General features: G+C 56.4%; 17 protein-coding genes. All 17 read right to left on the bottom strand.

Translation table 11 applies throughout. The features are described 5' to 3' along the window. Positions 1-21: 21 nt before the first annotated feature. Genes cobS through DY231_RS08040 form a run of 17 tightly spaced genes read right to left on the bottom strand, consistent with a single transcriptional unit; the run spans position 22 to position 13,126 of the window. Entirely contained in the window at positions 22-765 is a 744-nt protein-coding gene (cobS, locus tag DY231_RS08120; RefSeq protein ID WP_115631795.1) for an adenosylcobinamide-GDP ribazoletransferase, read from the bottom strand. After that, positions 765-1,307: a bifunctional adenosylcobinamide kinase/adenosylcobinamide-phosphate guanylyltransferase gene (gene cobU, locus DY231_RS08115; RefSeq protein WP_115627930.1), complete on the bottom strand. Its 543-nt coding sequence runs from the start codon at positions 1,305-1,307 to the stop codon at positions 765-767. The genes cobS and cobU overlap by 1 nt, the downstream gene beginning before the upstream one ends. After that, positions 1,304-2,839, bottom strand: coding sequence for a cobyric acid synthase (locus DY231_RS08110; RefSeq protein WP_115627929.1), 1,536 nt, complete (start codon positions 2,837-2,839; stop codon positions 1,304-1,306). The genes cobU and DY231_RS08110 overlap by 4 nt, the downstream gene beginning before the upstream one ends. Further along, entirely contained in the window at positions 2,839-3,645 is an 807-nt protein-coding gene (locus DY231_RS08105) for an ATP-binding cassette domain-containing protein (RefSeq protein WP_115627928.1), read from the bottom strand. Before DY231_RS08105 ends, DY231_RS08110 begins: the two co-directional genes overlap by 1 nt. Positions 3,646-3,656: 11 nt before the next feature. Next, positions 3,657-4,334 carry an energy-coupling factor ABC transporter transmembrane protein gene (locus DY231_RS08100; protein WP_115627927.1) on the bottom strand — a complete coding sequence of 226 codons (678 nt, stop codon included), beginning with the start codon at positions 4,332-4,334 and terminating at the stop codon, positions 3,657-3,659. After that, positions 4,321-4,602 (bottom strand): energy-coupling factor ABC transporter substrate-binding protein, encoded by a 282-nt coding sequence (locus tag DY231_RS08095; protein WP_034496484.1) that lies wholly within the window; start codon positions 4,600-4,602, stop codon positions 4,321-4,323. The genes DY231_RS08100 and DY231_RS08095 overlap by 14 nt, the downstream gene beginning before the upstream one ends. Position 4,603: 1 nt before the next feature. Continuing rightward, positions 4,604-5,335 (bottom strand): cobalt ECF transporter S component CbiM, encoded by a 732-nt coding sequence (cbiM, locus tag DY231_RS08090; RefSeq protein WP_115627926.1) that lies wholly within the window; start codon positions 5,333-5,335, stop codon positions 4,604-4,606. A gap of 3 nt (positions 5,336-5,338) precedes the next feature. Further along, positions 5,339-6,049: a cobalt-factor II C(20)-methyltransferase gene (locus DY231_RS08085; RefSeq protein WP_115627925.1), complete on the bottom strand. Its 711-nt coding sequence runs from the start codon at positions 6,047-6,049 to the stop codon at positions 5,339-5,341. After that, a complete protein-coding gene (gene cbiK / locus DY231_RS08080; RefSeq protein WP_034496489.1) occupies positions 6,046-6,840 on the bottom strand; it encodes a sirohydrochlorin cobaltochelatase in 795 nt (264 codons plus the stop codon). The genes DY231_RS08085 and cbiK overlap by 4 nt, the downstream gene beginning before the upstream one ends. Then, on the bottom strand, positions 6,840-7,628 hold the full coding sequence (locus tag DY231_RS08075) for a cobalt-precorrin-6A reductase (protein ID WP_115627924.1): 789 nt from the start codon (positions 7,626-7,628) through the stop codon (positions 6,840-6,842). Before DY231_RS08075 ends, cbiK begins: the two co-directional genes overlap by 1 nt. A 50-nt stretch (positions 7,629-7,678) precedes the next feature. After that, entirely contained in the window at positions 7,679-8,404 is a 726-nt protein-coding gene (locus DY231_RS08070) for a precorrin-3B C(17)-methyltransferase (protein WP_034496493.1), read from the bottom strand. After that, a complete protein-coding gene (cbiG, locus tag DY231_RS08065; protein WP_115627923.1) occupies positions 8,398-9,459 on the bottom strand; it encodes a cobalt-precorrin 5A hydrolase in 1,062 nt (353 codons plus the stop codon). The genes DY231_RS08070 and cbiG overlap by 7 nt, the downstream gene beginning before the upstream one ends. Continuing rightward, positions 9,440-10,213, bottom strand: a complete 774-nt coding sequence (locus tag DY231_RS08060) for a cobalt-precorrin-4 methyltransferase (RefSeq protein WP_115627922.1) — start codon at positions 10,211-10,213, stop codon at positions 9,440-9,442. The genes cbiG and DY231_RS08060 overlap by 20 nt, the downstream gene beginning before the upstream one ends. Continuing rightward, positions 10,206-10,775: a decarboxylating cobalt-precorrin-6B (C(15))-methyltransferase gene (locus DY231_RS08055; RefSeq protein WP_115627921.1), complete on the bottom strand. Its 570-nt coding sequence runs from the start codon at positions 10,773-10,775 to the stop codon at positions 10,206-10,208. The genes DY231_RS08060 and DY231_RS08055 overlap by 8 nt, the downstream gene beginning before the upstream one ends. Continuing rightward, the gene (locus DY231_RS08050; protein ID WP_115627920.1) at positions 10,765-11,367 is read right to left on the bottom strand and encodes a cobalt-precorrin-7 (C(5))-methyltransferase; all 603 of its coding nucleotides are present in this window, start codon (positions 11,365-11,367) and stop codon (positions 10,765-10,767) included. The genes DY231_RS08055 and DY231_RS08050 overlap by 11 nt, the downstream gene beginning before the upstream one ends. Then, on the bottom strand, positions 11,361-12,497 hold the full coding sequence (gene cbiD, locus DY231_RS08045; RefSeq protein WP_115627919.1) for a cobalt-precorrin-5B (C(1))-methyltransferase CbiD: 1,137 nt from the start codon (positions 12,495-12,497) through the stop codon (positions 11,361-11,363). The genes DY231_RS08050 and cbiD overlap by 7 nt, the downstream gene beginning before the upstream one ends. Further along, complete coding sequence (locus DY231_RS08040) at positions 12,494-13,126, bottom strand: cobalt-precorrin-8 methylmutase (RefSeq protein ID WP_115627918.1); 633 nt, start codon at positions 13,124-13,126, stop codon at positions 12,494-12,496. Before DY231_RS08040 ends, cbiD begins: the two co-directional genes overlap by 4 nt. Positions 13,127-13,131: the final 5 nt, after the last annotated feature.

Below are 13,131 nucleotides of genomic sequence, written 5' to 3'. Positions count from 1 at the left end.
AAGCGCAGCGTCATCCGACAATCAACGCAGCAGTGCCAACAAAAACACCAGCTCGCCTAATTCGATAGCCGCACCCAGCGTGTCACCGGTTTGCCCGCCGAGCGTGCGCTTTAACATCCAGCCGAGGCCAAAAATGGCCAGCAACGTAATCACCAGCGCCAGCAGACCCGAAGCGGGGAGCAGAACGGTGCATAACACCGCGCCGCCGACCAGCGTCAATAGCGTTTGCGTACCGGTAACTTTGCCGATGAATAAGTTCCCAAGACCTTTTTCACGGGCATATTGATGGTTGTACATCAGCAAGACACACGCGGTGCGCCCGGCGATGGAAGCCGCGGCTAAGACGGCCAGCATGTTGCCATCGCGCAGGGCCAGTTCGCTCACCACCAGCACTTTCGTCACGATCACAAAAATCAGCGCCAGCCCGCCGTGAGTGCCGAGGCGGCTGTCGCGCATGATTTCGAGCATGCGGTCACGGGTGCGTGCTGAGAACACCCCATCGCAGGTGTCAGCAAGGCCGTCGAGGTGGAAGCCGCCCGTCAGCAGCGCCAGGGCCAGCACGTAACCCATTGCGGCCAAAGGTAAACCCGCCCAGGGTTGCAGCAGCGTAAATACCACGCCAGCTAATCCACCCAGCAGCAGCCCGACAAACGGGAACGTCACAATGCCGCGCACATACTGGTGAGTTTCTATTCCGTCAGCCCAACGGGCGCGCACCGGAATGCGGCTCATAAACTGCAAAGTGGCGAAAAACAGGCGAACTATCATTTAATTTTCACTCCAATCCCTGAAACGACCAGCCAGACTTCATCGGCACGTTGCGCCAGACGTTGATTTACGCGTCCGGCAATATCACGGAAATGCCGCGCCAGGCGGTTTTCCGGCACAATCCCCATCCCGACTTCGTTCGTCACCAGAATCACTTGCGCCGGACTGGCTTCGCAGGCGGCGAGCAAAATGTCGATCTGCTGATTCACCACCTGCTCCATCGTTTCAAAATCCCAGTCATCCTCGGGTGTTGCGCCCGCCGCGTCATACATCACGTTGGTAATCAGCGTGGTAATGCACTCCAGCAGCACCGCTTCTTGCGCCGAGTTATGCTCGTTAATCACGCGGTTTAAATCGCGATATTGTTCAACGGTGCGCCAGTGCGCCGGGCGACTGTCGCGATGATGCTGGATGCGCTGTTCCATTTCGCTGTCGAAGATTTTCGAGGTGGCGATGTACAGCACACGCGCAAAATTTGCCGCCAGTTGCTCTGCGTGGCGGCTTTTCCCGCTGCGGGCGCCGCCGGTAACGAGTTTCATACAGCTTGCTCCTGATGTTCACGCATAATCTGGTAAATCTTTTCAAGATCAATATGTTCACGCATGGCGTCGGCCAGAATATTAAACTGGGTTTCTTTATGCTGTTGGTAATCGAAGATTTCGCCTTGCCAGGCATTCAGCCCTTTGCGCAGGCGCAGGCTGTCGAGCAGGCTGCGGGTAAACTCACCGCTATCGAACACGCCATGCAGATACGTACCCAGCACGCGTCCATCGTCGCTGATTGCGCCATCAAGATTATGATAAGGCTGAGTATTGCACTCGGTGAAGGTGGCAAAGGGTGCCGTATTTTCGCCGCGTTGGGTTTCGCCCATATGGATTTCGTAGCCCTGAAGTGCCGCCCCTGCGCTGGCAGCGAACACGCCCGGTAAATCAGCCTGAACCTGCCCGGCAACGCGGGTGGTGGTTTTTTCACTGGCAAAACGCGTGACCACATCGAGCAGCCCAATGCCCGGCATTTCGCCAAGCCCCGATTCCACGGCGTCGTAAATATGTTGCCCGAGCATCTGATAACCGCCGCAAATCCCCAGCACCGCGCCGTTGTTGTGGTGATGCGAGAGCAGAGCCTGCTCGAGGCCGTTTTCGCGCAGCCAGCGCAAGTCGCCGAGGGTGTTTTTACTGCCCGGCACAATCACCAGATCGCTGTTATTCAGCTCATCAGGCCTGGCTACATAACGCAGGCGCACGTCCGGCTGTGCGGCCAGCGCGTTAAAGTCGGTAAAGTTCGACATATACGGCAGTTGCAGCACCGCGATATCCAGATCTTTCTCCGTCACCGCGTCATATTTGCCGCGTTCGAGCACTACGCTGTCTTCATCTTCGAGATCGACATTCAGCCACGGCATCACGCCTAAAACCGGCACGCCGGTTAGCGCTTCAATTTGTTCAATGCCGGAATAAAGCAGCGCCACATCGCCGCGAAATTTATTGATAATCACGCCTTTGACGCGCCACTTTTCATGTTCGAGCAGCAGCGCGATGGTGCCGTAAATCGCCGCAAACACGCCGCCGCGATCGATATCTGCCACCAGAATCACCGGGCATTCCGCCAGTTCTGCCATACCCATGTTGACGATATCGCGGTCGCGTAAATTGATTTCCGCCGGGCTGCCCGCGCCTTCGAGCACCATCACGTCGTGCTCTGCCGCCAGGCTTTGATAGACTTCGCGGATTTGCGATTTAAGCTGCGGTTTGTAGTTGTGATAGGTCACGGCGTCCATGTTGGTGGCGACTTTGCCCATCAATACCACCTGCGCTTTGCAATCGCTGGTCGGCTTGAGCAGCACCGGATTCATGCGCACGTCGGGGGCGATACCTGCCGCTTCGGCCTGGAATATCTGCGCCCTGCCCATCTCTTTGCCATCGGGTGTAATGCCAGAATTGAGCGCCATATTTTGCGATTTAAACGGTGCCGTACGATGACCGTCCTGGGCGAAGATGCGGCAAAACCCTGCCACCAGCATACTTTTGCCCACGTCCGAGGCGGTACCTTGCACCATTATTGCGAGGCTCATCATGCTTCCTTTACAACGCGCAAGGCGTTGAATAATTGGGTTTCTGTCTTGCACAGCGGGAAGCCGAGCTCGCTGTGTAATTTGACCAGCCACGGCTGGACTAAACCGGCTTCGCGTAACATTTCGGCCTGGCTAAACACCTCGCCAGGCTCACCTTGCGCGATGATTTTACCGCCGTTCATCACGTACACGCCGCCGCAGACTTCATAAATCAAGTCAATGTCATGGCTTGAGATGACCACATGCTTCCCCTGTGCAGCGATACGGGCGATGATCTCGATCATCTGCTGGCGGCCGCTTGGGTCCAGCCCTGCGGTCGGTTCATCCAACAATAGATAGTCAGCTTCCATCACCAGCGCCCCGGCGATCGCCACGCGTTTTTTCTGCCCGTGGCTTAAATATTGAATCGGTTTGTGGCGGAAATTCTGCGCGTCAACCAGCTGAATGGCACGCTCTACGCGACGGGCAATTTCGCTTTCATCGACGCCAAGATTGCGCAGGCTAAACGCGATATCGCTGTCGACATCGGTATAAAAGATTTGCTGTTCCGGGTCCTGAAACACGGTAGTGACGCGCTGACGATGCTCGATTAGCCCGGCTTTACTGTAATTTAAAGGTTTGCCCTGCCACAACACCGCACCCTGCTGCGGGCGCAAAACGCCATTGAGATTCATAAACAAGGTGGATTTACCGCAGCCGTTTTCGCCAACAATCCCCGTCACCGCGAACGCACCAAAGTCGAAAGTCAGGTCGTGCAGAACGGGTTCATCTTGATAGTGAAAAGATAAATTATGTGTCGCGAGCATCGGTGCGGTTCTCACAGGTGGAAATCACCCTGGTAAAGTTTGACATCCAGCGTCGTGACCATTTGCTGGTAGCGCAGCAGCACGCGTGAAAACAGCATGCTGATTAACATGGCAAGCGATCGGTATCCGCCGGGCAAGGTACGATAACCGAAACGCAAAGACTGAGCACGGTGAATGGCCTGCGCTTCGTCTAACAGGATAAAAATAAAACGCCAGGTGAGCAGGATTTGCTCAGTCAGCAGGCGTGGACCCCGTAAGCGTTGCAGCAGGATGATCAATTGCGGAAACGGCAGATTCAACACCAGCCAGTAAGTGGCGGCGAGCGCGGCAAGGCTGCGCCAGAACGTCTGGTTTGCCATCACCACGCCTTGCGCATCAATGCCGATATGCAAGGTGCCAAGCGGCACGCTCCACAAAAGCGCCTGCGCATGGTGTGAAGCACTGAAAATAATCGTCACTACACCGAACAGCAAAAAGCCCAGCGGCACCGTGAGCCAGCGTAAATAACGCACTGGCCCGACGCGCAGCAGCCAACAGGTAAAAGCGGCAATCACCAGCAGTAAAACCGCCTGGCCGACCGGCGGGAGCGCAAACGCCAGCACCATCATCAGCAGATACAGCGCAAATTTACGCAGCGGCGAGACGCGGCACCAGCGGCTTTGATAGCTGAGTTTATCAATCCCCAGCATGGTCTTCGCGGCGGCCCCGGTAATAACCCAGAATGTAGAAAATCACCGCCGTACCGATTGAGCCTTGCAGGGTAAACAGCAGGCTTTCTATTTCGCTACTGGCCGGTTCATAAAGCGGTTTGAACCAGGGTTTGTAGTGCGGTGCGACGACTAAAATCTGGCCTTCGGCCTGGTCGTCTGACCCACCGTATTCGCCGCCATGAGAAACAAAAAACGGCACAATCATTAATCCCACCACCAGGGCGAGCAAAATCAGGGTCTTTTTCATGTTATTGGCTCCGGGCTGGAAGCAGTTGTCTTTTGGTCAACTGGTCGTAAATCATGACCGTGAGCAAACCTTCGGCAATGGCAATCGGGATTTGCGTCAGGCAGAAGATGCCCATGAATTTCAACGAGGAACCGGTGATGCCAAAGTGCGGGTCGGGGAATGCGACACCAAGCTGAATGGAGGTGACAAAGTAGGTGGTTAAGTCAGCAATCATCGCACACAAGAACACGGCTACGTCGCGGCGAAAGCCCGCTTTACAGGCCATTTTCCATACCAGATAACCGACGACCGGGCCGATAACCGCCATCGACATGCCGTTTGCGCCAAGCGTGGTCAGGCCGCCGTGAGCCAGCAACAGCGCCTGGAACAGCAGCACAATCGCGCCCAAAACCGCCACTACGCCTGGGCCAAATAAAATCACCGCAAGGCCAACGCCCGTTGGGTGCGAGCAGCTTCCGGTGACAGAGGGGATTTTCAGCGCCGAGAGCACGAAAATAAACGCGCCGCAGAGTGCCAGCAACACCTTCTGGTTGCTGTCGTGGGCCACGATCTGGCGCAAACGCACCAGCCCGACGTACAGGCACGGCAGGAACAAAATCCACCAGGCCAGTGCCCACATGGGCGGCAAGAAACCTTCCATAATGTGCATGGCGTAAGCTTCTTGCGGCACGATGAGCAATAGCATCCCCATGCCAAGGCCGCTTAGCGACAGTTTTTTAAGGAGTGATTCCATGTGTTAATCCCGGCTCCATTGTTTGTTAACCAAAATGGTCGAAAAATACGGCAGCTTTTGATCGTCCGGCACCTCTTCCAGGTTCCGCCAGCATTGCTCGCCCGGCAGTGTCGCTTCCGCCATTAACACCGCGTGCTGGATGATTCCAAGGTGTTGCAATAGCGCTTTGATTTGCGCAAAACGCCCGTAAACCTTCATCAGCACCACGCAGTCATGGGCGCGTAATGCTTCGCTCAACGCCTGATGTGACGCGGTGCATGACATCACCGCCAACGACTGTTGTTCCATCGCTAATGGCAACTTCGCTCGCGAAGCAATTGCGGCAAACGAGGTCACACCAGGGACAATTTCCAGCCACTCCGGGTTGCCAATTCGCGCCAGTAAAAACACCCAGGTGCTGAACAGCATGGAATCGCCGAGCGTGATAAAACCCACCTGCTTGCCCTGCTCCACTTCATGCGTAAGCGCCGCGGCGGTTTCATCCCACACCACCGCTTTTTCGTCGTTATCCGCGCTCATCGGGAAGTGGCAGGTGCGCACTTCGGTGGTGTCGCTCAGGTATTCGCGCACAATGGACAGCGCCAGGCTGTCGCCCCCTTTGCGTCCTGCCGGGGCATAGAGCACATCGAGTTTGCCAATGATGCGCGCCGCACGAACGGTGATCAGGTCGCTGGCGCCAGGGCCAGTACCGAGGGCGTATAAACGGCCACTCATGCCGCCACCTCGGGTGTTTTTTCCAGCGCACGCTGCAAATGGTTGACGAACATCGCGCGAATTTGCGGGTTTTCTCCCAGACCTTGCAGCCACGGCTGCGCTTCAATACCCGCTTCCTGCAACTGCGTCTTCCAGGAGTCTTCTTCGTCTGACGCCATGTCATTAATCGCGTGATCGCCTGCGACTAACATCAGCGGCATCAGGTGGACTTTGCGCACGTTTTCTTGCTGCAAACCGCGCACGATAAGGTCGATTTCCGGGTAGCTTTCCACTGCCCCAACACGTGCTGGGATTTGGCGTGCCGCCATTAGATGGTCGAGGCAGGCATAGGCAGAAAACGCATGGTGGCTGGCACCATGGCCCATAAAGACCACGCGTTCGTCCGCTGCAAGCGCAGGCATCTGACTTTGCAGCGCGTTAAGCAACAGGTCGTAATCGTTGAAGTCACTCAGTAGCGCCGTGCCTAACGCGAGGCGCTGGAACAAGTGGCTGTGGGCCTGCACTTCGCGGGAGATTTTTTCGTACTCGTCGCCATTAATCACATGCAGAGATTGCACGGCGACATCCTGATAACCCATTGCCGCGAGGCGCTGTAGCGCCTGAGCCGGTGAGTCAATTTCCAGGTTATCGCGGTTTTTCAACTTGCGAATAATCATGCCGGAGGTGAAAGCGCGGAAGCGGTCACGGTCGGCAAACGCGCGGCTAAGTTCCTCTTCACAGGCAACAATATTTTTGGCACAGGTGTCGTGGTAACTGGTGCCAAAACTGATCACTAACAGGGCTTTTTTCATTATTTTCTCTCTTGCAGCCAGCGCGTTACGCGGCGGCTCACATCTTCACGGCTTTCAAGTAATTCAGGGCCACTCACCAGCGGTTGCGGGCGCGTCACCACTACGCAAGGAATGCCTCGCGCCAGCGCAGGATTGACCTTGTCGAGATAGCCACCTTCTGCCCCAGACTCTTTGGTTATCACCACATCAGGCGAGCAAAAGTCATAGGTGGCGGCGTTGAACTCGGCACTAAACGGGCCGCGTAGCGCGATGATATTGTCCACACCCAACCCCAGCGCTTCGCATTCGGCCATCACTTCGCTGGTGGGCAGCACGCGTGCCAGCAGCGTTTTACCCGGCAAACCTTGCTGATACGCGGCAAGCTCTTTGCTGCCGGTGGTCAGCAATACGCGTGAGCCAAATTTTTGTGCCACGGTGCAGGCGGCTTGCAGGTTCGCCACTTTGTGCAGCAACGGATGCTCCAGGTCATGAAGTTCGCTGCGGCGCTGGTAACGACTCAGCGCCACACCCGCAATTTCACAGGCCTGGGTAATGTTGCGACTGAGCAATTCCGCGTAGGGATGCGAGGCATCAATCACCCAGCGCACCGCCTGGCTTACCAGTAAATCGGCGATTTCAGCGCTATCGATACGCCCGACGCGAATCTGGCCGCCGATCTTTCCCGCAAGCGACTCCCCGACTGCCGTCGCCACCGAAAGCGTGTACGAAATGCGGTGTTCATCGAGGATCTGGCAGATAAACCGCGCATCGCTGGTGCCGCCGAACACCAGAACCGCTCCAGAGGACATCGTGTCGGATGACGCTTCGCTTATCCGACCTACGGGAGCGAGAAGTTCACTCACAGCTCGTAGCCTCGCGGGGTGATCATCAGACCATCGCGCACAAAAGTGGTCTTGTTGCCGACAATCACCAGGCTGGTCATATCGACCGGTTCAAAATCCATTTCGCCAAAAGTGGTCAGCCATTTCTGTTCTTTCTTACGTCCGGCGGCTTTCACCACACCGACCGGCGTCTGCGGGTTGGTAAACTCACGCATCAATTCGAAGGCACGCGCCAGATGGCCTTCGCGGCCACGGCTGCGCGGGTTGTAGAAGCAGATAACAAAATCAGCCGAGGCCGCGGCGATAATGCGTTTTTCAATAACCGGCCATGGCGTCAGCAAATCGCTGAGGCTGATATGACAGAAATCGTGCATCAGCGGCGCACCGAGCAGTGACGCGGCGGCAATACTGGCGGTAATGCCCGCCACCAGTCGGACTTCGATATCGAGTTGTTGCGACGTCACCAGCTCCAGCACCAGGCCTGCCATGCCGTAAATGCCCGCATCGCCGCTGCTAATCAGCGCCACTTTGTGCCCGGCCTGTGCCAGTTCGATAGCGGTCTGGCAGCGTTCAATCTCTTTGCACATGCCGGTTTTGATGACCTGTTTATCGCCCGTTAACGGCTTGACCAGGTGGGTATAGGTTTTATAGCCGACGACAATTTCAGCCTCTTGCAGGGCGGCAATCGCCTCCTGCGTCATCATGGCAAAGCTTCCAGGGCCAATGCCGATTACCGTTAACATCTGTCTGAAACTCCTAAAGTTATGGTGACACCCTGCTGTTTGAGGGTGCTACCCACCAGCTTGCCGTCGCTCATCAGCCACGCAGCCGGTTGTGAGACGCTGCCAACGCCAATGGTGTCGCGCACGAATTCCGATACCGGAAAGCGCTGTTCGTGTTCGCTCAGTTGGTCAACGCTAAAAATTTTGAAAGGAACCTGATACTTTTCCGCCAGTGCCAGCAGCGCGGTTTCATCCTGTTTAAGGGTGACGCTGCCGATAGCGCTCAAGGCTAGTGGATCAAAATGGTTGTCTGCCAGTTGCTGAGTTAACAGTTCGCTGACGATTTGCGGCGGAGTATCACGGCGACAACCCATCCCCGCCACCACGCGTTTTGGCACCAGCTTAAACAGCGGAATATTTTGCGCTGCCAGTTCGGCGCGAAGCGTGACGCACACCAGCGCATCCAGCTCTGGCAGTGCATCCAGGCTAGTGACCGGGATAAAACCGCGAGTGTCGTAAAGCGCGGCAGTCTTCGCAAAATCGGCATCCCACCACAGGCCAACGCGCTGCTTACTCACCAGCATTTGATTAACGGTTTTCACCGCGAGGCGGAAATCTTTCATAGTGGCATCGAGATTTGCCGCCAGCGTATCGAGTGCCGCCAGGTGGTTAACATCGGTTGCGGTGGTGATCACCGGGTCGGCATCTAAAATGCCCGCTAGCTGGCGAGTGAGGTCGTTCGCCCCACCGAGATGGCCGGAAAGCAGGCTGATGACGTGCTCGCCGCGCTCGTCCATCACCACCACCGCCGGATCATGTAATTTGTCGTTTACCCAGGGCGCGATCACGCGCACCACGATCCCCGTGGCAGCGATGAAAACCAGCGCGGAATATTGGCTAAATGCCTGTTCTACCGTTTGCGCAAAGCTTTCCCCAAACGGGATAAACCCCGGTTGCAGCAGTTTTTCACTGGTAAAACAGGTGAGCGGCAGCGCCGTTTGCAGACGTTGCGCCAGCGCCACGCCGCCGGGCGTCAGGCAAAACAGGGCAATCGACTCAGGCTTTGCGGTATTCATGGCTGAATCCTGCGTCGTAGAGTTTTGAGTAGTGATACTCCTCGCCAAGAAACGCACCGACCATTATCAGCGCGGTTTTACGGATCCCCGCCTCGCGCACTTTGTCGGCGATGTCAGTCAGGGTGCCTCGTAATTCCTGGCAGTCCGGCCACGTGGCTTTATAGACCACAGCAACCGGCGTATCGGCGGGATAACCGCCTTCAATCAGCCGTTCCGCCACGCGGTTAATGCGCTGCACTGAAAGGAAAATCGCCATAGAAGTCTGGTGACGGGCGAAAGACTCAAGCTGTTCGAGCGGCGGCATCGGCGTGCGGCCTTCAATGCGCGTGATAATCAGGCTTTGTGAGACTTCCGGGACCGTATATTCCACCCCCAGTTGCGCAGCGGCGCCCAAAAAGGCGCTGACGCCCGGCACCGAAACGTAGCCGATCCCGAGTTTCGTTAGCATTTCGCCCTGTTCGCGAATCGAGCCATAAAGGGAGAGATCGCCCGTTTGCAGACGCACCACCAGCTTCCCGGCTTTCACGCCGTTTGCCATCAGTTCGATAATTTGCTCAAGGTTGAGCGCGGCGCTGTCGTGGCATTCGGTGCCCGCCTGGCAATAATCCAGAAGCTCAGGATTAATCAGCGATCCGGCGTAGATAACCACTTGTGCCTGTTGCAGCACGCGGTAGCCTTTGAGGGTGATAAGTTCTTTATCGCCCGGCCCGGCCCCCACAAACCAGACTTTGCGGGTATCAAATAAATCAGTCATGGCGTTGTTCCTTCAGGCACGAAATCAGATGAGTGGGATTGTTCGGTTTGAAATAGTGGCCGCTGCCAAGCTTTGCCAGCGTGGAAACTTGCAGTTGCAGGCAATCGAAATCGCGAATGGCGCACTGCTCAAGGTGAGTTAGCGCGCAGGTTAAATTTTCGAGCAGGATAAAGGTCATCACCAGCCGTCCGCCGGGGTGCAAATGCGCCAGCGACCAGTCGATAAGTTCGGGGAGCTGCCCGCAGCTGCCGCCGATGAACACCGCGTCAGCCATGACATCCAGATCCACTGGCGCGTACGCGCTGATAATGTCCACGTTCGGGCAGGCAAAAATTTCGCGGTTTTCTGCCATCAAGGCCAGCGCGTCGGGGTTGCGTTCAATCGCCGTGACGCGTAGCTGTGGGTAGCGTATCGCCGCCTCAAGCGAAACGCTGCCCGTTCCTGCGCCGATGTCGATAAAGTGTCGAGCATCCTGAAGCTGCAAACGATCCAGCGCCTGAGTGCGCACCACTTCTTTGGTCATCGGCACGCGTGCGCCGCGTAAAAACAGATCATCTTTCATTGAGAATAAGCACCACGTTCATCGCATAAGAGTGCGCCACGTCAGCGGCTCGCAGGCGGTGGATTCGTTCATTAGCCGACGAAAGGTTTTCGCCAATAATGAAAACAGGATTGAGGCCACGCGTCAGCATGGCCTGGGCGATGACATAGGGATTGATGATTTGGTCAGTCACCATCGCCACTTTTTGGTGCGCCGCGACGGCATTAAAATCAGGCTCGCGCCCGTGGCTGCTGGTTATCCATAAGTCATTCATATCTACCGCCGCTTTGGCGCACAGATACTGAATCGAGCTAATGCCGGGGATGATGTGCAGTTCTGCGGGCGAGAAATTCGCAGATAAAAGTTTGCCGATGCCATAAATCAACGGGTCGCCCGAGGCCAATACCACCACTCGTTCAGTGATGCGCTCGCGCAACCAGTCGATTAAGCCGTCGAGGTCGCTATCCAACAGCCGCGTTTGTGCGTTGCCGTGCGCAAACAAAGCCAACTGGCGTGCGCCACCGACCAGAATCTGCGCGTCGTTAATAGCGGCTTGCGCCTGAAGCGTCAGCATGTGCGCAGCGCCTGGGCCAATTCCAACGACGGTCAGCATCGTAGATCCTCCACTATTTCCACCAGCGGACGGCTGCTGCCCAACACCTGGTTATCAAACGAGAACATAATGGCGTCGCATTTTGGCGGCGATTGCGTAAAGCGCAGCATCTCTTCCACGCGCTCACAGATGCGAGACGCCAGGCGCTCAAACACGCCCTGCCAGCCCTGTTCGGTGATAATTTCCAGTGCGGCTTCGGTGGTGTCGCATTCGCTCACCGCCGTAAGCAATTCAAACGGGGCGCCCATCAATGCCAGATGTGCGACCAGAGTTTCCATGCGCCCGTCGGCAATATGGCTATGGGTGTGGAAAATTCCGGCGGCGACTTTCACCAGTTTGCCGGGGTGGCCAATCAATACGATGTGGCGATATTCCAGACGCACCGCTTCCTGAATCATGTAGCCGACGAAGTTGCTCATCGTCACCACGCATTCGCTCTCGAGTTGCAGTTGCTCGCGCACGAAGCGTTCGCCGTGGTTGCCAGGCACCAGGATGACTTTATCCAGCCCGGCAGCGCGTTTCATTTCCAGCTCCAGCGCCAGGGAGCGTTTCCAGCTCTCTTCAGACATCGGCATCACAATGCCAGTGGTGCCAATAATCGAAATGCCGCCCAGAATACCGAGCCGATGGTTGTAGGTTTTCTTCGCCCGCTCTTCACCTTCCGGGGCGAAGATTTCGATATCCGCGCCCCGTTCCATGCCTATAGCTTCACGCACTGCCGCTTCGATGGTCTGGCGTGGCGTGCGGTTAATCGCCGAGTCGCCAATAGGCAAACCGATACCTTTGCGCGTCACTTTGCCCACGCCAGTGCCGCCGTGCAGCGTGATAGCGCCGCTGTCATTAAGCCGCACGCGGGCAAAAATCAGCATCCCGTGGGTGGCGTCAACGTCATCGCCACCGTCTTTGCGGATCGCGGCGGTTGCCTGCTGGCCTTCAATCATTGGCATTTCGACATTGAGATGCAGCGTGACACCAGAAGGCGTAATGATCGAAACCTGGTCGATAACGTGCTGGCGCAGCACCATCAGCGCCGCGACTTTTGCCGCCGCGGTGGCACACGATCCGGTGGTGTAGCCTTTGCGATACGCCTTGCCTTTATGCCAGACGCAGTCGGATTGCGGCTCGCTCACACCGACTCCTTCAAGCGGTAAAGCAAGGCGTTAACAATGGCGGCGGCAACATTGCTGCCCCCTTTGCGTCCGCGCGCCGCAATGGCGGGCAGGCCGCTTTCAACTAACGCTTCTTTAGATTCTTCGGCACCAACAAACCCGACCGGTACACCGATCACGGCAGCCGGTTTCGCCCCTTTTTCCAGCAGGCGAAACAGCGCAGTGGGGGCGTTACCGAAAACAAAAATCTTTTCACCTTCTTCCTGCAAGGCGACATCCACCGCCGCCATCGAGCGGGTCACACCCTGCTCTTTGGCAAGCGCCACGACGCGCGGGTCGCTGATATAGCAGCGATAACTGCAACCAAATTGCTCCAATACCGTTTTGTTGATACCGGACAATGCCATCGTCGTGTCGGTGTACAACGTGCAACCGCGCTGCAAACTTTCGCTAAGTTGTTCAATGACATCAGGCGAGAACCACAGAATATCCAGCCACTCGAAATCGGCCGTGGTGTGAATCACGCGCTTGATCATCGCTTCCTGAATAGCGTCGTTGAAACGATAGTCCGGGTGCTCGGCGGCAATAATGTCGCTGATGATTTCAAAACTATGCTGTTCAATAAGCTGTGGTTGTTGCAGGTAATTCATCGTGA

Origin of the sequence: Buttiauxella agrestis (assembly GCF_900446255.1) — a bacterium.
Taxonomy (GTDB): Bacteria; Pseudomonadota; Gammaproteobacteria; order Enterobacterales; family Enterobacteriaceae; genus Buttiauxella; species Buttiauxella agrestis.
The sequence above is the reverse complement of the archived record's forward strand: the minus strand, read 5'-3'. Positions and strand labels throughout refer to the sequence as shown.